The organism is Ammoniphilus sp. YIM 78166, assembly GCF_004522215.1.
Taxonomy (GTDB): Bacteria; Bacillota; Bacilli; order Aneurinibacillales; family RAOX-1; genus YIM-78166.
On sequence record NZ_SDLR01000001.1, the window covers coordinates 617027 to 636713 of the forward strand.

Below are 19687 nucleotides of genomic sequence, written 5' to 3' on the forward strand. Positions count from 1 at the left end.
TTCTGCTAGCTTTTCTTATTCATTGCTTTCTTAATCTCTTTTATCATATTATTTCGGCGTTCTTTATCATCCTCTAAGAATTTATCAAGGGTTGATAGCATCCTATTCATGATGGCCTCCTGATTCTGGCCTTGGCCAGCGGCAGATGAGGAAGACTCGGCTAAGGAGCCAAAACAGCAAATCATCGCATAGGCAATAGCTGTTGTGTCTACATAAACAAAAACCGTCGAATTTCCGCTATCCTTAATCACATTATCCAAATCGAAATTTCGATCAGCCAAGAATTTTACCTCCCTTGCTATAGGTTGAAAAAAGCCCCACCAAAAGAGGGGGAGCTTTATTGCCTAATGTTTAAATCAAGTTTAGTTTCGCAATTGAAGAACAATGGCAAGTACGAGTAGAAAAGCTGTCGAATCTGCCGTGTTTTCTACGTCTACTCTGGAGTTTCCACTATTTTTTAATCTATTTTCAAATCTATCACTCATGTTGCTCCCTCCTTTGAAAAAGAATTAATAGATTATTTATTAACCATTCGTATTTTGCTGGTTTGGACGAAGAGCGGCAAGAATTGCATTGATAGCTTCAGTAACAGCTTGAGCCTGATTGCGCACACGAACTTCGGAACTTCCGCTGGACTCCAATTTATTTTTCAATTTTCTGCTCATGGACGGTCCTCCTTTCCATTACTAGAGGTAATATATAGTATGTTTTAATTTAATAGAGGACACGGCTGGTCACTAGATCAATGACATATTTTAGGTTTGTTCAAATAGAGTTAGTAGAGTACGGGTTGAAAGGCTTTCTAAACAAGTATAATGCCTATTTTCCCAGAGAAACACCACCTATAGACTTACGCCGTGTCCAAGATATTTCCCCATTCATAGTTTATGTTATTAGATAAAAACTGAGATGTAACCCGTTTTCCCATAATCCAAGACACAGGATTGATTGTTCAAGACGGAGGAGATGAAATTAACATTCCTTAGGAGTGGTAAAATGAAAGGATTGATCTTATGTGCTGGAAAAGGGACCCGTCTACAACCGTTCTCCTATTCTCAGCCGAAGACCCTTCTACCTGTTGCTAACAAACCAGTTTTAGCATATTGTCTTGAGAACCTGGTTAAAAATGGAATTAGGGATGTTGGAATCGTCATTCATCCATCACAAGTAGGTATCCCTAAATTAGTCGGTAATGGGGAAGCCTATGGGCTGAGGGTAGAGTATATTTACCAAATTGAACAAAAAGGGATATCCCATGCGGTAAGGCAGGCTGAGGCCTTTATCAATGAAGAGCCCTTTGTTTTATTACTTGGCGATAATCTGATAGCCGAAGATCTTAGTACATTGATTGAGTCTTTTGGGAGGAATAGAAATAACGGGGCCATTCTTCTATCCCCTGTACCTAACCCTCAAGATTTCGGAATTGCCGAGATCAAAGGAACAGAAATCGTAGGATTAGAAGAAAAGCCAACCAAACCGAAGAGTAATCTTGCTGTAATAGGTGCTTACCTGTTTGATTCTTTAATTTTTAAAGCTGTGAATAGCATCAAGCCATCAGCAAGAGGGGAATACGAAATTACCGATGCAATCCAATGGCTGATCAACCAGGGGCATTCCATTACGTACACAATTACCCGAAAACTCTACTCAGATGTAGGAACGGTAGATCGTTGGCTTGAAGCGAATGAATGGATGATGGAAAAAGAGTTGGGAAGCAACCAGATTGTTCTAGGTAAGAATACTTTGGTGGAGAATTGTACCCTGATTGGTCCCGTGATTGTGGGTGAAAACTGTGTCCTAAAGAATGCTACTATTGGCCCTTATGTAGCCGTTCAAAATAACAGCCGTTTGGAAAACTGCCGAATTGACCATAGCATTCTGTTAGAGAAAGCCGTGGTAAGCCATCTAAATTATTCTTTAACCAAGAGTGTGTTTGGACGCGAGGCCCAATTGATAGGTTCTGAAAGTGATAATAAAAAATACTCGCATTTCTGTCTTGGGGATAAAACGAAAATGGTCATGAGAAAAGATCAGGTGGATTCAAGTGACTAAGGCCAAATTCACGGTCGTGATCCCGTCATACAACCGAGCGGAATTTATCGAGCAGGCGATAGAAAGTGTTCTCGAACAGACTTATGATAAATGGAAGCTCCTCATAATAGATGACGCATCAACAGATGACACGGTCAAGAAAGTGGAGCCTTACCTTAAGGATGAACGTATCCGACTCGTCTGCCTCGATCGTAATCAAGGTATCTCCAGCGTCTTAAACCGTGCCTTAGAGGAAGTGGATACGGAAGCTTTTGTACAATTGGATTCAGATGACTGGCTAGATTCCGATGCACTAAGGCGTTTTTCTAAAGCCATGAAGGAGGATCCTTCAGCTGCTCTGTATTATGGAAATGTACGAATGTGGGCCCAGCGAAGCAGTGGCAAATGGAAGGTGATCAAGCGGGTACGCCATCGGAAGTTCGATAATAAATATCAGTTTCTATGCTATATGACGTATATGCTTCATCCGAGATGCTATCGAACAGAAGCTGTCCGCGAGGTAGGCGGATGGGAAACGGATGACCCTTATGGTGGAAGAATCATGGAAGACCGTCGCATGGTTTTGAAACTCATTGAGAGATACCCGCTTCATTGGATTAATAAGACTCTATACAACAGAAGAAAGCACCGGTTACAATTAACTAAAAAGGAAGACTTCCAGATGAGGAATCAACTTCGCAAAGAGTTGGTAAGTCGTTCCTTGAGCAACTGGGGAAATGAATATTCCCCAGTCTTTGGATACAGAGGGGGCTTGCTCATTGTGAAACGATTGCTGCATCGGAAGAAATCAAAAATGATCCAGGTGAGGGAAGCACAATGAAAAAAGCAGTCGTAACGGGTTGTGCAGGTTTTATCGGTTCTTCACTGAGCAGACGTCTGCTTGATGAAGGCTTTGATGTAGTAGGCATCGATTGTTTTACGGATAATTATGACCGCCGTATTAAAGAAAAGAACCTAGAGAACTTAACTAGGGACGAAGGATTCACGATGCTGAAAGAAGACATTATGAATCTAGATTGGAAAAATCTGCTCGAGCATACGGATTATGTCTTCCATCAGGCAGCCATGCCAGGCGTGCGCACAAGCTGGGGGAAGAGCTTTGACACGTATGTAGCAAATAATATCATGGCTACACAGGTCCTGTTGGAAGCAGCAAAAAACAGCCAGATCAAAAAGTTCGTTTATGCTTCATCTTCCTCCATTTACGGAATAACCGAAGGCAGCACTTCAGAATCAAGGCTGCCTCAGCCCATATCACCGTATGGTGTCACGAAATTGGCGGCTGAGCAATTATGTCATCTCTATGCCATAAATCATGGGGTTCCAACCATCTCCCTTCGCTATTTTACCGTCTATGGACCCGGGCAGAGGCCGGATATGGCCTTTCATAAGTTTATCAGATCCCTTCTGAATAGAGAGTCCATTTCTGTATACGGCGATGGTACGCAGACACGTGATTTCACCTATGTAGATGATGTTGTAGAGGCAAACATGCTTGCAATACGATACTCAGGTATTGGAGAAGTATTTAATATTGGAGGAGAATCCAGGGTCGTCCTTAAGGATGTGATTAACTTGCTGGGAGAGCTCATAGGAACGGATCCTCAAATCAACTATATCGAAAAGCAAGCGGGTGACCCGCCGCATACTTGGGCCAATATCGAAAAGGCACAAAAACTGCTGGGCTACGCACCGCGTGTTCCCCTTAGGCAGGGTCTGCAATCGGAAGTTGAGTATGTAAAGGGTTTATATGAATGAGATCAAGAAAGCCAATCGTGGTTTATCGAGAACGGTATTTGCCTATTAGCGAAACCTTTATTTATGAGCAGATTAAGCATCTGCAAGATTATCGGCCGCTTGTGTTATGTAAGGAAATGCTGCCTGAAGCGAAGAACCATTTTCCTTATAAAGACGTGTACTTCCTAAAGAATATAAAGAACAAGGCGGTCGTGCTTCGCCGTAGGGGGATTCGGCTGATATATGCTCGTTTTGGGATGGGAGGCGTTGATATGCTCCCATTCAAGCGGGCCGCCCGGTTGCCCATGCTTACCTCGTTTCACGGTTCTGATGTGTCACGTCAGCTCTTTAAGCGGTCCGATTACCGCGAAGCACTACCTACCCTTTTTTCTGAAGGGGAAAGATTTACGGCGGTTTGTGAGTATATGAAGAATAAGCTCATTGATTTGGGCTGCCCTCCCGATAAAATAACCATTATCAAATCAGGGATTGACCTAAAAAAGTTTCCTTTTCATCCCAAGAATTCTGTTGATCCCTATAATATCCGTATATTGAGCGTAGGTCGATTAACGGAGAAGAAGGGCATGGATGACCTTATTCTTGCCTTTACCCGAGTGGCCGTGTCCTACCCAGGAGCTAAGCTCATTATTATTGGAGATGGTGAAGAAAGAGCGATGCTTGAATCACGCATATGGTCACTGGGGTTAGAACGAAAAGTGGAGCTGCTTGGAAAACAAAACCATGATCGGGTCCAACAGGAGATGCAGCAGTGTGATATGTTTGTACTCGCGTCCAAGAAGGCATCCGATGGCAACGAAGAAGGGATACCCAATGTAATAATGGAGGCGATGGCTACTGGAAGGCTAGTGGTGGCGACGCGCCATGCGGGCATTCCAGAATTGGTGAAGGATGGTAAAACAGGGTATCTTGTCGGGGAAAATGATCCGATTCAATTAGGTGCAACTTTAATTAAAGCTATCGAAAACCAGAAAAACTGGCCAGAACTTATCGAAAAAGGCCGAGCATTAGTTCAGGCCGAGCATGATGTTCAAAAGCAAATCAAAAAGCTAGAATCTGTGATTGATGACGTGATTCGAGCAACTCCAAAACAGGTGATCAAAAGACAAAGAACAAGAAGTACCAGAAAGGTAAGGCGAAAGAGACGAGTATAGGGAAGCCGATGGTTTTCCTATTTTTTTATTGTCTTCTAGACATTAAACTATTTTGCCCGCCATCTAGGTTGATCCCTATGCCTTATAGGTGAGGGTGGAATATAGTGAAAGTAAACTGCAGGAAGGGTGAAAACATGAACATTGCTGTAATCGGTACCGGCTATGTAGGAATCACAACAGCTGCCTCATTAGGAGAGATGGGCCATCGAGTCATTGGTGTGGATATCGATACCGAGAAAATCACTAAACTTAGTGAGGGAATTCTTCCTATCTATGAACCTGGTGTGGAACCACTCATTCAACAACAATTGCATGAACAAACCTTATCGTTTACCACGAGCATTCAGTATGCCATAGAACAATCGGAAATCATTTTTATTGCAGTGGGAACACCTTCACTGCCTGACGGCCAACCGAACATGACTTATGTAGAGGACGTTGCAAGGGAAATAGGCAAACATGTGGATTCCTACCGTTTAGTGGTAAACAAAAGCACTGTGCCAGTTGGAACCGCAGATCGCGTGAAAGAACTGATCTGGCAAGAAGTTAAGGCAAGAGGGAAGACCGTTGATGTCGATGTTATTTCGAATCCGGAATTTCTTCAGGAGGGAAAAGCACTTCAAGATGCACGTAACCCTGATCGAATTGTGATTGGGTGCCAATCGGAGAAAGCCAGAAACATGATGACACAGCTATATGAAAAAGTATCTGCCCCCATCTTTTTTACTTCTCCACGCAATGCTGAAATGATTAAGTATGCTTCTAATGCTTTCCTCGCAACTAAAATTTCATTCATTAACGAAGTAGCAAGAGTTTGCGATAAGCTGCAAGTCAACGTTTCCGATGTCGCGAAAGGTATGGGAATGGACCAAAGAATCGGTCCACATTTTTTACAGGCCGGTGTAGGCTATGGAGGTTCCTGTTTCCCGAAGGATGTTTCAGCGTTGTATTCCATAGGTAGGCAAGTTCAAGTTGAAATGTCGATCCTAAGGGATGTTCAAGACATCAATAATAGGCAGCCATATTGGTTGGTTGAGAAAATGACGGAAAAAATGCAAGGTCTTCGGGGGAAAAGAATCGCACTTTTGGGCCTTGCCTTTAAACCTGAAACCGATGATATCCGTGAAGCGCCCTCTTTGAAGCTGATCCCTCTTCTGTTGCAGGCAGGGGCCTTAGTCTTAGCTTATGATCCAATTGTGAATATGAAAGTAAAGGATCGCTTTCCCGACATTATTTTGGCACAAAGTGCAGAATATGCTATTCGCTATGCAGATGCTGTTCTGCTATGTACAGAATGGGAAGAATTTCTGAAGCTAGATTGGAAGACAGTAGCAAAGAAAATGAAAGGACGTCATATTTTTGATGCAAGAAATGTACTCCCCATCCGTGATTTGGAGGAACAGGGCTTAATTTATTGGGGAGTAGGGAGGAACGGAGTGTGATAAAGTGCCGGAAGTCAGCGTGATTATACCGACATACAATCGAGGCAAATTTATTACCAATGCGATTGAAAGTGTCTTAAGACAAACCTATAGGGATTTGGAAATCGTCATTATAGATGACGGATCTACAGATGATACACGATCAAGGGTGGCACCATATGGTTCGCCTGTGCGATACATTTATCAGCAAAATCAGGGAGTTTCTGAGGCGCGAAACAATGGAATCAAACAGGCGCGGGGAAAATATATTGCTTTTTTGGATTCCGATGACCTGTTCCTGCCACATAAATTAGAAGAACAAATGAATTATATAAAGAATCATCCTGAATGCAAGTTTCTATATAGCTGGTACTACAAAACAAATGCGAAAGGGGAGATTAAACTTCTCAGAAAAAATGTTGCCTGCAGAAACCAGGAACACCTGCAATACTGCCTAATTACACGAAGATTAGGGATTCGCACATCGACTGTGCTCATCCATAAAGAATGCTTTGAAAAGGCGGGTTTGTTTAATCGAAATTATTGGCGTTCCCAAGATTGGGATATGTGGTTGCGATTAGCTGCTTATTATTCAGGTGCGTGCATTAAAAAGCCGCTAGCTAAATATGTCTTGCATGACAGCAATGTGAGCTATGTGGGTGGCGGATTTAGAAACGAAATTAAAAAGGCTGCGTTGAAGCTGTATGGCTGGGACCAAGGAAAACTGGAGGAATTGGGTAAAAAATATGGAGCAGACCGAGATCGAAAGAAGACGTACTAGAGGTGGTTATTTGTGAAATTAGCTTTCATTTTTGACCGGAAGCTGCCCAGCCCGGCAATTCGTGGCGGTGCCATCCAGGTGTTGATTGATGGAATAGTCCCTTATCTAAAGAAACATCACAAGATTACAATCTTTTCGATTACGGATCCAGAGTTGCCAGAAAAAGAAATGCGGAATGGGATCAAATACATTCGAATTCCCCCAGGCAATTACTTTAGGGAGGTAGCACGCGTATTGGCTAAAAAAGAGTTCGATCTGATTCATGTGCTGAACCGTCCAGATCAACTAACCTACCTTAAAGGCTTTGCTCCTAAAAGTAAATTTGTCCTAAGCCTTCATAATGAACGTCTGTCCAAAAGTTCCATTTCTGCAAAACATGGAAATGAGGTCATCCGATCAGCGAAAAAGATTATCACGATTAGCCGCTTCTTAAAGAAATCTGTTGTCAAGCGATTTCCTGGAGCGAAGAAGAAGCTGGTGACTGTTTATTCCGGTGTAGACTTAAGCCGCTTTACCCCTATCTGGTCTGCTGATGCTATAAAAATTAGAAATCAAGTAAGGGAAAAATATGGAATTGGTCCTGAGAAGAAAGTCATTTTATTTGTCGGTAGGCTTATTAAGAAAAAAGGCCCGCATGTTCTTATTGAAGCGATGAAACATGTGATTGAAAAGCATCCTGATGCCGTATTAGTCATCTCAGGGGGAAAGTATTACAGCGACAATCGAACGACTGGTTATATTGAATCCTTGCATGCATTGGCTAAACCCATTGAAGAGCATATCCGTTTCACTCAGTTTATCCCAAGTGATGAAATCCCTCACCATTATCTCATCGCGGATATCTTTGCATGCAGCTCGCAATGGAGAGAACCAGCGGGAAGGATCCATTATGAAGCCATGGCTGCTGGAATTCCTATTGTCACGACTCGACGCGGAGGTATTCCGGAGATTGTTAAACACATGGAGAATGGGTGGGTAATCAATGACTTTAAAAATCCGGTAGCATTTGCCGAAGCAATCAATCACATGTTTGATTTCCCAGAAGAAGCAAAGCAAATGGCCCGTAATGGCAGGAAGCAGGTAGAACAAAACTTCCAATTCTCTGAGGTTGCACAGAATTTGGAGCTGGTTTATTGCAAGGCGGCCAATATTCAGCAGGGTGGGAGGAGAGATGGAACGAGTACTTCATTATAAGTATGCTCTGGTTAAGGATCACAGCACACCACATGTAAAAGAGGTGCCTGGCTTCACTTATGCCTATATGACAGATAAGTTAAAGCAGACGGATACATCTTATCGAGATTTATTCGAGCCCGTCTACCATTTTCCTAATATAAGGAATTTTGCTGAGTTCTCAAGAAAGAACCAAATTAAACTGATCCATGCTCATTACGGTCAGTTAGGCATCAAGCTACTTCGATATGTGGAGGGGACAGGAGTACCGCTAGTGGTAAGTTTCAGAGGAAAAGATATCACGAGTTACCCGAGAAAAAAGGAAAATCGCAGAAAACTTACAGAACTTTTCAATCAAGCGGAGTTGTTATTGCCAGTCTGCTCTTACTTTGCGGATAGACTGATCCATTTAGGGTGCCCTAAAGAAAAAATTAGAGTGTTGTATGGAGGAGTCGATTTACGGAAGTTTGCTTTTCAGCATCGAAGCGAGCCACCGGCGGGAAACCCGATTCGCCTTCTTACGATAGGACGATTTACGGAAAAAAAAGGATTTACCTATCTGCTTCAAGCCTTTGCTAAAATCCATTCTCAGCATCCAAGTACTGAACTAAGAATGATTGGGAGAAGGGGAGAAGTATCTGATGAAGTAAAGCGCTTGGTTAACCATCTAGGCCTCAAGCGGAAAGTAAAAATAAAAGAATACCTGGATCATGACAAAATTGCAGAGGAACTGCAGAAGGCGCATATCTTTTGCCTCCCTTCTATTACGGCGGCGAATGGAGATATGGAGGGAATTCCTAATGTCTTGAAGGAAGCAATGGCGGCAGGACTTCCTGTAGTCTCCACTAAGCATGCGGGAATTCCAGAACTGATTGAGCATGGTAAGGAAGGATTTTTAGCAGACGAAAGGGATGTTAATGGCTTAACTGCTATGTTGGAAAAACTGATTGTGCAGCCCAAACAGTGGAAGCAATTAGCCGTAAGAGGAAGAGAAAAAGTAGAAAAGAACTTTAACCTGCAAAAGCAGCTTGCTCTGCAAGCGCAATTCTATGAAGAAGCCAGGAGCAGTTTCTTATCCAGATCCAGATCATGAGGGAGGGCGCAAATGGATACCATTGCCCATTATCTTGTGAACGATATTAAACTTAACCAGGATTTCATGTACCGACAGATTAATGAACTTGCTAGATATCGTTCTATTGTAATAGGTGAATTCCCGAAAAGGGAAAGCGAAAAGGAATATCCTTTTCATGATTATTTCTATATGGGGGATATACAAAATTGGCCGGATTTTATAACAAAAAATAATATTAAAGCCATCCACGCTCATAAAGGAAATCACGGGGCAAGGATAGTGCCTTTAGCAAAAGAGTATGGGATCCCACTAATTACGAGCTTTCGGGGTCAGGATGCTTCAGCCCATCATAACTACTTTGAAGTCAATCGAGAAAAGTTTACGGATCTAATAAAAGAGGGTAGTTTGTTCTTACCCGTGTGTAAATACTTTAAAAAAGAGATGGTACAGCTCGGCTTTCCGAAAGATCGAATCGGTGTAATGTACGGTGGAATCGACTTAGATCGTTTTACCTATTCTGTGCGTCGAATGCCTAAAAGCCGAAAAATTAGGATTCTGTCCGTGGGCCGTTTTATAGAGAAAAAAGGATTTGACTATCTTCTTGTAGCTTTTGCTATGGTTCACAGTAAATACCCTAATACAGAGCTGGTTATTATTGGAAAGGGGAGCGAGAAGTATAAAGAGAAGCTAGAGGAAATAACCCGGCTCTTAAATATTCAAGATGCCGTAACTTTTAAGGAGCCGATGTATAACCAGTTCATCGCAGAAGAAATGAAAAATGCACACTTGTTCTGTTTAGCTAGCTACACCACCAACAAGGGGAATATTGAGGGCATACCGAATGTGTTAAAAGAAGCGATGGCCAGTGGACTTCCGGTTGTCTCGACGAAGCATGCCGGAATACCGGAACTCATCCAGCATGGTAAAAGCGGGTTGCTTGTAGAAGAAAGGGATATCGAAGGCTTGGCGAAATGCATCGGAAAGTTAATAGAGAATCCTCGCTCTTGGGCAAAGCTTTCCTATCATGCACGCCTTAAAGTGAACAAAGATTTCGATTTGCGAAAGCAGATAGCCGTCCAAGAGAAGTATTACGATTTAGTAATCGAATTTTCTCGCCTTGTTTCCAAAGGGGAAAATTATCGATGAAGAAACAGATTATTGTTGGATTAAGCTTTAATGATCAAAAAAAAGAACGGCGCAACCATGGTAGGGATAATATCGTTCGCTTGACAAAGGAATGGATAGAGGACCGGTTAGCCATTTTCATGAACTATACGTTAAGAAGTCTTAAAGCACAAACGAATCAAGACTTTCTCGCACTAGTCCGTTACGATGAAAAATCCGAGGAGACGCTTCGGATTGCCTTGGATCATTATCATCCGCTACCCTCTAATATTAAATTCGTTGGAAAGGAGAGCTACACTGATAAAGTAGCCCAACACTTAAAAAAAGGCCGAAGTGATTATTATTACTTTGTAAGACTTGATTCTGATGACATGTATCATAGGACATATATGCAACAGTTGCATGATCATATCCCAAAAGAGGGGAAGGTGTCTCTTATCAGCCGCAAGGGATATAAATATGACCTGGTCCATCATCGTTTAGGTGAGGATACGAGGAAGTCACCTCCTTTTTATGCTCTTATTTATAAAACAAAGGATTTCTTAGATGGTCAACGTTATGATTTATCCCGTGGCCATAACTATGCCATTAAACTCCCCCATGAAATTCTGCCGGATAAAAATTACGTTTACATCATTCACCATAGTAATGTAAAAGGAAAATGGCATAATGATGTGTTGGAAGAAGATCCTATGAAAATTAATAGGATCTTGAGCGAATATAGAGGATAATAGGTAAAGGTCCCTTTCAGTTGGAGAGGGACCTTTTTCTATTAGTGGTAATTTCGAACAACTTGATACATTATATCTTCCAGAGCATTTCTTCCCCTAATTAAATGGTTAAACAAGGCGCTCTTTTCATCCCAGGAAATGTTCCAGTCGTCAGGGAGAGATGTAATAGTTTCCCATAAGAGGGATTCAGGCAACTGTTTTACATTATAGATATATCGATTTAATTCATCAGGGTGACTCAACATCGATAGAATCCACTGATGAAAAGGGCGTTTTCTGATGGGGCGTGGGTATTCCCTAAGTGTATCAATGGTCCATCTGAATCCTCCCGGAAAACAGTTTCCTTGATCGATGATAAATACGCAATAACCCCCCCGCTTCTTTCGTTTAAGCAGGATATTATTGCGATTCCGATCGTCATTGCTCAGCCAGTGGTCAAAAACAACGATTCCAGGCAAAACGTCAGTGTTTACAATGGAAGAAGGAGGTGGAAATTCTTTCTTAATTCTTTTCTTTCTTTTAATGCTTAAACTTGCAAATTGTCTCCCCGAAGTGAATGGATATCTTTCTCTTCCATGCATTTGTTCAATAAAAGATTGATCTATACTCACTAATTTACTATCAGGAACAGGAAGATGTAGATGTTTAGCTAATTGACAACCTATATATTCATTGACTATTTGCTTTGTGCCTTGGGGATTGTTTTTAAACTTAACGATATAACGAAAACCATCGCTGAATTCAATAAGCTGGGGATATGATTTACCTTTCAGCTCTTTGATCCAGCGTACTGGTGTTAAGTTCACGTCATTAACCACACCTTTCTTTTCCGGTATCATCAAGGGTGAATAATAATAGTTTATGAGTGGTTATGGATAGGAGTAATGGGCAATTTTCAAATATTAATAAATTTCCGCATTTAAGTTAAATGATTATTGTAAAAAATAGATCTGATGATCTTATACATAGGAGGATCAAAATGTTTATAACCTCTGAAGGACGGCCAAGGGTTTACTTCTGTTATAAGGATACGCCCTTTCTCATCAATTCCAAGGTCCATCCCGTAGATGTTATGGAAGGGAAAATAGCGGTCAAGGTATTGTGCAATTTTAATGGAAGCCTCATCCAGTGTTTTTAACAACTTGGCTCGGTATTTAGGATGATTCGTTTTCAGTTGGCAACTAAATACTGCATCTTGAAGATTAAGGCGGGTCCCGCCAGATGAGGTGTTGGTGACAATTCGATTTTCACCTGCCACCCTGGCCAGTTTACCAGTAGTCAACCATTCTTTTGGGGATCTTTTTTGTACAAGGATTCTGATGTCAAATGGTCGCTTATCTATCAATGCTAACTTAACGCGTTGCTGAACAATATAGGGAGTGGAGCCGATTTTGTGGAAGATATAGGACTCAACTGCCTCCAATTGATCAAAAAGTTTCTTTTTTTCTTTTATGTGTACTTCATACCTTTTCTCTTGAAGGGATAACCTCATGATACCTTTTCCACCGTAAGCACTAATGGGTTTTAATATCACGTCTTTATACTTATCAACTAGTTTCCACAGGCTTCGTTTAGTCAGATATTCGGTCTCAGGAATAAATTTATTAACTCCAGGGTGTTTGAGTAAAATTCTTGCCATATAAAGTTTGCTGTCCATTTTTTGGAGAGTGTCATTGTCTATTTCTAAAATGGGATAACCAATTTTCCTCCAACGTGAGATCATCTGTTGCCGATAAGCATCCTCAGGATTATTCACTTCTTTCATGTGGCCACATCCTTTAATTTACAATGAAACCTCTTCCATATTATATGTGAAGGGAGAAAGGTGTGGTTAGGCTGCTGTATAGGTAAAATAAAATTATGAAGCCAAAGTATGGGGTATGGCTGTACTTTGGCTTCAAGATTACGAATTGGCTATGTCCATTGCTTGAATAGATTGGGGTCGAATCTTTCAAGGTGGTAAAGAAACGAAGACAACATTCCTAATTCCTTTAATCCTTTAAACAAAAGCTCAGGTTTATGGCGTACTTTTTTATAGGAATTGACTAGATCTATCACTTTGAGTGTACCGTTTTCCATAACGAAGATGTGTCGCATAGCTGCATCTATTCTGGTAAATTCTAAACGTTTCATTTCTTTTAACAAGAATATTATTTTGTCGGCCAATGATTCAGATAAGTATTGATGTCTTTCCAAGAATTGGCTAAGAGTAAGTGCATCTAGGTATTCCATCATGATAAAGTGGGTTCCTGATGAATATACTCTTGGAACGATGGTAGAGGACTGACATAGAATTAAGGCTTCAAGTTCTCTTTTTGCGTGATGCTTTTTGCCGTAGATTTTTATGCAGTGATAGGGTGATAAAAGAAAAACAGCACCTTGTGCTCCTTCTCCTATCAATGGATAATTTGTGGGATTATTAGATCGCATGCGACCTTTCTTCAAGATGTCTCGAATCTTATGAATCTCACTTTCATTCAATGTATTCACCCCCTTTCTTACAATAAGATATGAGTAGTGGGACCAGCTTGTTTTAGTCAGTTGCTGAAATCTATTAATTTGAGGAATGAATCTATAAATTTGTGATAGGGGGTCTTAGATAACAATAAGAATAGAGCTCACGCTCGTAAGCTCTATTCTTAGTTCATTTCTGAAAAACCGGCTAACCTTTTAGCATAGAGCATGTTAGTTAACACTATTTTTTTAAACAGTTTTTTGTTCCCCATATCCAATGCTATCGTAGGATCGGGATTATTATTATTAACTTCAATAATCCATAGGTGACCTTCCTTATCGATTGCCATATCGATGCCCAGATTTCCATAGTTACCGTAACCGTCAATACACCTACAGGCTTCAAAAGCAAGAGAAAACATTCTCTGCTTAACAGATGCAGCTTCTTTTTTGGTTAAGTTCATTTTTGATCGAAGCGCAGCATCCCCACTTTCAGCGATTCCCCCCGCAGAAATATTGGTAACAATACTATCTGCTTCACCAAACCGAGCAACGAACCCCGTTTCCGACCATTTCCCTCGTTGATTCTTTACCATAATAATACGAAAGTCAATTGGCGACCCGTTATAGGAAAATAAATCAATCCCTTTTTGAATAATATATTTAGCTTTATTAATTTTCTTTTTTATTTTTTTCAATAAATGATCAGTATTGTCAAAACTTTTCCTATGATGTTGACGGTAAGTCTTGCTAAGGGTAAGTTGACCTTTCAATTTAGCAACCCGGAGAATGCCATGGCCGCCATAACTATTAAGCGGTTTAATGAATACATTCTCATAACGAGTTAAAAAAGACCGAAGGTCGTTAATATCTTGATAAAGGACAGTTTCAGCAAGATGAGGTTTTATTACAGGATTTTTATTAAGCAAAAGGTACATATCCCATTTATCGATTCCCTGACTATTAAATATACGGTTCCCAATTACCGATTCAAAGTAGTCAACCCAATCTTTATTTGCATCGGTTATCTTAAAGATGGATGAGGGATAGCTAAACAAGCCTGGTTCCCATTGATTAGCATAGGGATTATATTTATAGCCAGTTATAGTTTGTTCCTTTCGGTTTACGCCTTCTAGACTGAAAGCAATGATTAAACCATTTAGGGAGGAGTACTTCCTGCAATAATGTTTCACATGATTTAAAGAAATAAGGAGACCCTTGTTCGAACGGGCACCAAGGATACCAATAAATGGTCCAAGAATGAGTTCATCCTTGCTTCGAATGAGCTCATAGCTCAGTTCCAGTGGAATTCTTAAACGTTTAATAAGGGATTGGGACACAATGAGTTCATGAGAGGAGAGGAAATCGCAATTTTGTAGCGTTATTTTCATCGTCTGGATGCCAAAGCGTAGAGTCCAATGATCCCCGATTAACCGCAATTTTCTTCTTGTCAGGGAATGAAGCATTAAAATGGGAGGATGAGTTTCATATGAGATAATTCTATAGACCTGTGCCATTTTCAACCCTTTCTCACTCATGGATTCAAATAAGGATCGTAACTCCGTGCAAGATAAGCTGCATAAAGCAAAGGAAGACGATTGGCCTCTCTGTACAGATCGCGTCGGCCTATCTTTTTAAAAATTTGCCGACCAGGCTTATCATTTACCTCTATAATCCATAAACGGCCATTGGTATCAATACCAAGATCCAATCCTAATTCCATCATTCTTCCATATTGTCTTTCTATGGCATCCGCAATAACGTAACTAATCTTTTGAGACTTTTCAAGAAGCGACAGCGCTTTTTTTCTTCCGAAGTTTTGTTGAAGGATAGGCATGACTTCTTTTGCGTTTCCTCCCCCGTGCAAATTAGAGGTAGGACTGACCGGTGCTCCGATACGCATCCCTTTACCTGTAATATGCCATCGACCATATTCGTTTTTTTGAACAAGTATACGCATGTCTGTCACTCGTTCAGGTAGTAAGCAGAGGTCAAGGCCCTGCTGAATAATGAATGGGATGCCATCAACCCAATCATCTATCCATGAAACAATTTTATTATCTGGTAACCGCCTTTGTATAATTTTCCTTCCATCTTTTCTTCCTGTTATCAGATACCCCTCTTGAAGACGCTCTACCTTGAGGATGCGATTTCCCCAAGTGCCATGGAAAGGTTTGATATAGAGAAGCGGAAATCGCAACAACATTTTTTTCAGGGAATGACGGCTATATATCTTGGTTTTAGGTAAGTATTTGCGAAGTGAGGGTATATTCTCTAAAAGGTTATGAATCTCCCATTTTCCAGGTAAAAGTTGGTCAGTGAAGGGAAGCAAAGCATGTTTTCTGATATGGTCATAGAGTCTATCAGCGGTTTCAAAATGTTTATCTATGACTATATCCGGCCACTTGAATTTCTTTTGCTCCCAAGAGCCATCCTCTCTGATGCGGTGACCTTTAATTTTCCTTTTTCTAAACATAATATCTTTTGGGGTAAAGACGTAGATCAAATGCCCGAGATCTTCGTTTTCTTTAAATAGTGGGCGGAAATCGTCGTATCCGCCTGGAGTGGTGAGTATCCCTATGATTGCCCTATATTTCATAGGTTCCGTCCTTTCATTAGGAGATTGGTTTTGTCTTTATCATATGATCACCAGAAAACGATTGCTTGGATTATAGTACAGAATATTTTCCGCTCTCCGTTATAGGCTCGCAAACAAGCGGTTTTGCTAGGGACACATAAGCTAATAGAAAATGCGAAGAGAGGGAGTGCCATTGCTGAAACATATCATTATGCGCAACAAATGGAGAATTGCACGTGTGTTGCTAGACGATCCGTACCTTTCACAGTACGTACCGGATACCGTTTGGTTTAGCTCCAAAGGATTAATCAAGAAGCTGAAGCGGCATAAGCATATCTATATCAAGCCGAATGATGGATTGAAGGGAGAAGGGATTATCCGCGTCAAATCTCTTTCAGATCAAAAATATGAGGTTTCCTATGGGAAAAAAGTGAAAAAGCTAAATTTCCCCGATATGATCGATAGAGTTAGAGAACAGATTAGCGGCAAAGGAGATTTTCTAATACAGAAGGGAATTGAGCTAGCAACCTATGATAAACGTCCATTCGATATCCGTCTGTTGCTTGTAAAGGATTTAGGCCGATGGCATTTAACTATGATTACGGCAAAGGTTGCGGCTTATAAGAACGCCATTGTTACGAACGTATCCTATAACAAGAAATTGAGGTCAACGGATGATCTTGAATTTCCAATTTCTAAAGTACTCTACGAAAGTGATCAAAGATTTAATCCATTTGCCACCTTTCGAGAGCTGATGGATGTTTCTTATCAGATTGCCAATACTCTTGGCAGGCAGTTTCCATTCGGCATACTCGGGTTGGATTTAGCCGTTGATAAAAAAGGAAACATCTGGTTTATCGAAGCGAATACAAGTCCTGCAATTAAACCAATGAGAAAAACAAATGATCGTAAATGGTATAGGATCGTAAGGGAAGCCCAGAAGAACATTGAAATTATTGAGCCATAAAATTGAACATGGAGGCAGTGAATATGGTTAGACATGAGTTTATTGAAAGTAAAATGACAAAAACCCAACCATTGTTGGAGGATCCTATTCTTAATCAGCATGTGCCAGAATTACATTGGTTTAGCGAACATCATTTAAAAAGAATGTTATCAACCTATAATACGGTTTATATTAAACCGGACAAAGGAAGTTTAGGTTTGGGGATTTGGCGTATGAAGCTTTTGAATGATTCGAGATGCAAGCTTGCCAACGCGAAGAGTTCCGAAAAATACTCTCCCGCAAAAGCAATTGCAATGCTAAAGGGGTACCTTAATCCAAAAGAAGACTATTTAGTTCAACAGGGGATTAATCTATCTACTTATAAGGGCTGTCCCTTTCATATAAGAGTGGTATTACAAAAAATAATGGGGCGATGGCAGGTTTCCATGACGAGCGCTCTTGTCGCGGGCAAAAAGAATGCTGTGGTTACAAACTTGGCACGTGGCGGCACAGAATTGTCCGTGGAGGAAGTAATGTATCATAATGATCAAAAATGGAGCCAAATCAATACCTTTCGGGAGCTGATTGACCTGTCCCATCAGGTTGCATCCACCCTTGGTTCAAGTTTGCCACTTCTTGTTTTAGGACTGGATATGGGAATTGACAAAGGGGGGAAGATTTGGTTTATCGAAGCTAATACGAAACCCAACATGAGAGGAATGCGCGAACTTAATGATGAGAAGTCATTCGAAAAGTATATTCAGGCGAGGAAATGGATACGGGAAAATGAGGGGAAGAAGAACAGGAAATAAAATCAAAAGATCAATTCATTCTTGGGATGACTCTGTCATAGATGGTATAGATTAACAAAAAGGGGGTTTAGCATTGCCTAGACATAAACTTATCGCAAGCAAAATGATCAAGACGAAACCACTGCTTGATGATCCAATCCTATCCCAATATGTTCCAGAACTCCATTGGTTTAGCAAAGAAAAACTTAAAAGAATGCTTTTTCAGTATGGTACGGTGTATGTAAAACCAGATGAAGGTAGTTTGGGTATAGGCGTGAGACGCCTGAAACGAATAAATGACACTGCTTGTATCCTTGAAACTGAAACTTCATCCAAAAAGATATCTATTTCTAAAGCATGTAAGATTTTAAAACGTGAACAGAGTCCTAAGGAGTTATATTTAATCCAAGAGGGTATTGACTTATCAACGTATAAAGGTTGCCCTTTTCATATTCGTGTGGTGATGCAGAAACCGATGAACCGATGGCAAGTCTCTATGATGTGTGCTACTGTCGGTAGAAAAAACGCAGTGATTACGAATTATGCATATGGCGGCGATGATGTTTCCGTGGAGAAAGCAATGAACCATCGTGATCAAAATTGGGATCCAATCAATACATTTCGGGAATTAATTTATTTGTCTCACCAAGTTGTTGCGTGCTTGGGATCCAAATTACCCTTGCTGTTAGTAGGGCTAGATATGGGAATTGATAAGAACGGGAAAATATGGTTTATTGAGGCCAATACGAGACCTGATATGGATGGAATGAAGGAACTGAATGATAAACTAGCCTATAGAAAGTATATGGAAGCAAAAAGATGGGTTGGTCACGATTAGTAATATGGCAACTTGAAAAAAGGAGAGGAGATTTGATGGTTCCGGATGAACAATTTTTAACCGTCTGTCAGGTTCTGAAGATGATTCAGAATGCAATGGATCAGAAAATCCCTTTTTCACTTGTTCGGGTGGGAGATGGAGAAAACCTAATATTGGCTCAGGAATCCGTAATGCCAATAAAAGAAGTTTTAAAAAAGAAGTGGGCGAAGAAAGCGAATCGAGGTGAAAAAGGCGTTTATCTGCCGAACTTAACATTAAGGAATCAAATGGTAGAAGCAATTAAGAAAGCCGATGTCGTAGGTATACCCTTTTTGACCAATGATCCCATTAAAGCAGAGCATAACATCAAGCGACCACTAACCGAAGCTGCGTTTGACTATTATTCCATTCATCCTAGACACGTCTGTCATACCTTTGTTAATAGAGTACTCGCTCAGAAGCGAGAATTCTGGAACCTTTTAAAAGGAAAAAGGGTATTGCTCGTAGGGGGATGGGCAGAACAAGTACGTAAAATACTGATGTTGGAGCCTTATGGACTTGATAATATTTTAACTATTCCATTCTTCCATAACAAAGAGATGGAGACAACTATCCATAATATTTCAAAACTTAGTAATCAATTTGATATTGCATTGGTATCCTGTGGGGTTAATGCAGTAGTCTTGTCTCAACATATTGCTGAGAAAACGGGGAAAGTAGCAATAGACTTTGGAAAAAATCTTATGTTTATCGTTCAGCAAAAGGCTGGACTCGAGCATTCTTCTAGAGATGCACATGAGGGCCTAATACCTTAAGTCTCAACCATGATGCCCA

22 protein-coding genes are annotated in these 19687 nt (G+C 40.7%); 14 read left to right on the plus strand and 8 right to left on the minus strand.

Features of this window, described 5'->3' with window-relative positions:
• Positions 1 to 5: 5 nt before the first annotated feature.
• The 3 genes from EIZ58_RS02985 to EIZ58_RS33035 all read right to left on the minus strand — a co-directional run bounded on the left by EIZ58_RS02985 (position 6) and on the right by EIZ58_RS33035 (position 665).
• Positions 6 to 281: a hypothetical protein gene (locus tag EIZ58_RS02985; protein ID WP_134699032.1), complete on the minus strand. Its 276-nt coding sequence runs from the start codon at positions 279 to 281 to the stop codon at positions 6 to 8.
• A gap of 81 nt (positions 282 to 362) precedes the next feature.
• Positions 363 to 485 (minus strand): hypothetical protein, encoded by a 123-nt coding sequence (locus EIZ58_RS34755; protein ID WP_255438149.1) that lies wholly within the window; start codon positions 483 to 485, stop codon positions 363 to 365.
• A 39-nt stretch (positions 486 to 524) separates the two neighbouring features.
• Entirely contained in the window at positions 525 to 665 is a 141-nt protein-coding gene (locus EIZ58_RS33035; RefSeq protein WP_167577455.1) for a hypothetical protein, read from the minus strand.
• 331 nt (positions 666 to 996) lie between these two features.
• Here EIZ58_RS33035 and EIZ58_RS02990 point away from each other — a divergent pair, with 331 nt between their 5' ends.
• The 10 genes from EIZ58_RS02990 to EIZ58_RS03035 all read left to right on the plus strand — a co-directional run bounded on the left by EIZ58_RS02990 (position 997) and on the right by EIZ58_RS03035 (position 11267).
• Positions 997 to 2052 carry a glucose-1-phosphate thymidylyltransferase gene (locus tag EIZ58_RS02990; RefSeq protein WP_134699033.1) on the plus strand — a complete coding sequence of 352 codons (1056 nt, stop codon included), beginning with the start codon at positions 997 to 999 and terminating at the stop codon, positions 2050 to 2052.
• The gene (locus EIZ58_RS02995; protein WP_134699034.1) at positions 2045 to 2872 is read left to right on the plus strand and encodes a glycosyltransferase family 2 protein; all 828 of its coding nucleotides are present in this window, start codon (positions 2045 to 2047) and stop codon (positions 2870 to 2872) included. The genes EIZ58_RS02990 and EIZ58_RS02995 overlap by 8 nt, the downstream gene beginning before the upstream one ends.
• A complete protein-coding gene (locus tag EIZ58_RS03000) occupies positions 2869 to 3810 on the plus strand; it encodes an NAD-dependent epimerase/dehydratase family protein (RefSeq protein WP_134699035.1) in 942 nt (313 codons plus the stop codon). Before EIZ58_RS02995 ends, EIZ58_RS03000 begins: the two co-directional genes overlap by 4 nt.
• Positions 3807 to 4961, plus strand: a complete 1155-nt coding sequence (locus tag EIZ58_RS03005) for a glycosyltransferase (protein ID WP_134699036.1) — start codon at positions 3807 to 3809, stop codon at positions 4959 to 4961. Before EIZ58_RS03000 ends, EIZ58_RS03005 begins: the two co-directional genes overlap by 4 nt.
• A 134-nt stretch (positions 4962 to 5095) precedes the next feature.
• Entirely contained in the window at positions 5096 to 6403 is a 1308-nt protein-coding gene (locus EIZ58_RS03010; protein WP_134699037.1) for a UDP-glucose dehydrogenase family protein, read from the plus strand.
• 19 nt (positions 6404 to 6422) lie between these two features.
• The gene (locus EIZ58_RS03015) at positions 6423 to 7163 is read left to right on the plus strand and encodes a glycosyltransferase family 2 protein (RefSeq protein WP_205672099.1); all 741 of its coding nucleotides are present in this window, start codon (positions 6423 to 6425) and stop codon (positions 7161 to 7163) included.
• A gap of 12 nt (positions 7164 to 7175) precedes the next feature.
• Complete coding sequence (locus tag EIZ58_RS03020) at positions 7176 to 8357, plus strand: glycosyltransferase family 4 protein (RefSeq protein ID WP_240688921.1); 1182 nt, start codon at positions 7176 to 7178, stop codon at positions 8355 to 8357.
• Positions 8335 to 9429 (plus strand): glycosyltransferase, encoded by a 1095-nt coding sequence (locus EIZ58_RS03025; RefSeq protein ID WP_134699039.1) that lies wholly within the window; start codon positions 8335 to 8337, stop codon positions 9427 to 9429. The genes EIZ58_RS03020 and EIZ58_RS03025 overlap by 23 nt, the downstream gene beginning before the upstream one ends.
• Before the next feature lie 12 nt (positions 9430 to 9441).
• On the plus strand, positions 9442 to 10557 hold the full coding sequence (locus EIZ58_RS03030) for a glycosyltransferase (protein ID WP_134699040.1): 1116 nt from the start codon (positions 9442 to 9444) through the stop codon (positions 10555 to 10557).
• Entirely contained in the window at positions 10554 to 11267 is a 714-nt protein-coding gene (locus tag EIZ58_RS03035) for a glycosyltransferase (protein WP_134699041.1), read from the plus strand. The genes EIZ58_RS03030 and EIZ58_RS03035 overlap by 4 nt, the downstream gene beginning before the upstream one ends.
• A 41-nt stretch (positions 11268 to 11308) precedes the next feature.
• On the opposite strand, the gene EIZ58_RS03040 is transcribed toward EIZ58_RS03035, so the two are convergent.
• The 5 genes from EIZ58_RS03040 to EIZ58_RS03060 form a co-directional block, all read right to left on the minus strand.
• A complete protein-coding gene (locus EIZ58_RS03040; protein WP_134699042.1) occupies positions 11309 to 12073 on the minus strand; it encodes a HipA family kinase in 765 nt (254 codons plus the stop codon).
• Positions 12074 to 12186: 113 nt separating this feature from the next.
• Positions 12187 to 13032, minus strand: coding sequence for a YheC/YheD family protein (locus EIZ58_RS03045; RefSeq protein ID WP_134699043.1), 846 nt, complete (start codon positions 13030 to 13032; stop codon positions 12187 to 12189).
• A gap of 149 nt (positions 13033 to 13181) precedes the next feature.
• Positions 13182 to 13748: a serine/threonine-protein kinase gene (locus EIZ58_RS03050; protein WP_134699044.1), complete on the minus strand. Its 567-nt coding sequence runs from the start codon at positions 13746 to 13748 to the stop codon at positions 13182 to 13184.
• Positions 13749 to 13906: 158 nt separating this feature from the next.
• Entirely contained in the window at positions 13907 to 15259 is a 1353-nt protein-coding gene (locus EIZ58_RS03055; RefSeq protein WP_134699045.1) for a YheC/YheD family endospore coat-associated protein, read from the minus strand.
• A complete protein-coding gene (locus EIZ58_RS03060) occupies positions 15256 to 16320 on the minus strand; it encodes a YheC/YheD family endospore coat-associated protein (protein WP_134699046.1) in 1065 nt (354 codons plus the stop codon). The genes EIZ58_RS03055 and EIZ58_RS03060 overlap by 4 nt, the downstream gene beginning before the upstream one ends.
• A gap of 172 nt (positions 16321 to 16492) precedes the next feature.
• Between EIZ58_RS03060 and EIZ58_RS03065 the strand changes: the two genes are divergently transcribed.
• From EIZ58_RS03065 to EIZ58_RS03080, 4 genes are all read left to right on the plus strand, one after another.
• Positions 16493 to 17266: a YheC/YheD family protein gene (locus tag EIZ58_RS03065; protein ID WP_167577456.1), complete on the plus strand. Its 774-nt coding sequence runs from the start codon at positions 16493 to 16495 to the stop codon at positions 17264 to 17266.
• Positions 17267 to 17289: 23 nt separating this feature from the next.
• Entirely contained in the window at positions 17290 to 18057 is a 768-nt protein-coding gene (locus EIZ58_RS03070) for a YheC/YheD family protein (protein ID WP_167577457.1), read from the plus strand.
• A 73-nt stretch (positions 18058 to 18130) separates the two neighbouring features.
• Positions 18131 to 18874, plus strand: coding sequence for a YheC/YheD family protein (locus EIZ58_RS03075; RefSeq protein ID WP_134699049.1), 744 nt, complete (start codon positions 18131 to 18133; stop codon positions 18872 to 18874).
• Positions 18875 to 18909: 35 nt separating this feature from the next.
• Positions 18910 to 19668: a GT-D fold domain-containing glycosyltransferase gene (locus tag EIZ58_RS03080; protein ID WP_134699050.1), complete on the plus strand. Its 759-nt coding sequence runs from the start codon at positions 18910 to 18912 to the stop codon at positions 19666 to 19668.
• The last annotated feature ends 19 nt before the right edge of the window (positions 19669 to 19687 follow it).

What these genes read in the sequence shown, in the direction of transcription:
- EIZ58_RS34755 (WP_255438149.1), bottom strand. Translation starts at nt 485, where the DNA reads ATGAGTGATAGATTTGAAAATAGATTAAAAAATAGTGGAAACTCCAGA.
- EIZ58_RS33035 (WP_167577455.1), bottom strand. Translation starts at nt 665, where the DNA reads ATGAGCAGAAAATTGAAAAATAAATTGGAGTCCAGCGGAAGTTCCGAA.
- EIZ58_RS02990 (WP_134699033.1), top strand. Translation starts at nt 997, where the DNA reads ATGAAAGGATTGATCTTATGTGCTGGAAAAGGGACCCGTCTACAACCG.
- EIZ58_RS03000 (WP_134699035.1), top strand. Translation starts at nt 2,869, where the DNA reads ATGAAAAAAGCAGTCGTAACGGGTTGTGCAGGTTTTATCGGTTCTTCA.
- EIZ58_RS03005 (WP_134699036.1), top strand. Translation starts at nt 3,807, where the DNA reads ATGAGATCAAGAAAGCCAATCGTGGTTTATCGAGAACGGTATTTGCCT.
- EIZ58_RS03010 (WP_134699037.1), top strand. Translation starts at nt 5,096, where the DNA reads ATGAACATTGCTGTAATCGGTACCGGCTATGTAGGAATCACAACAGCT.
- EIZ58_RS03025 (WP_134699039.1), top strand. Translation starts at nt 8,335, where the DNA reads ATGGAACGAGTACTTCATTATAAGTATGCTCTGGTTAAGGATCACAGC.
- EIZ58_RS03030 (WP_134699040.1), top strand. Translation starts at nt 9,442, where the DNA reads ATGGATACCATTGCCCATTATCTTGTGAACGATATTAAACTTAACCAG.
- EIZ58_RS03035 (WP_134699041.1), top strand. Translation starts at nt 10,554, where the DNA reads ATGAAGAAACAGATTATTGTTGGATTAAGCTTTAATGATCAAAAAAAA.
- EIZ58_RS03045 (WP_134699043.1), bottom strand. Translation starts at nt 13,032, where the DNA reads ATGAAAGAAGTGAATAATCCTGAGGATGCTTATCGGCAACAGATGATC.
- EIZ58_RS03055 (WP_134699045.1), bottom strand. Translation starts at nt 15,259, where the DNA reads ATGAGTGAGAAAGGGTTGAAAATGGCACAGGTCTATAGAATTATCTCA.
- EIZ58_RS03060 (WP_134699046.1), bottom strand. Translation starts at nt 16,320, where the DNA reads ATGAAATATAGGGCAATCATAGGGATACTCACCACTCCAGGCGGATAC.
- EIZ58_RS03070 (WP_167577457.1), top strand. Translation starts at nt 17,290, where the DNA reads ATGGTTAGACATGAGTTTATTGAAAGTAAAATGACAAAAACCCAACCA.
- EIZ58_RS03080 (WP_134699050.1), top strand. Translation starts at nt 18,910, where the DNA reads ATGGTTCCGGATGAACAATTTTTAACCGTCTGTCAGGTTCTGAAGATG.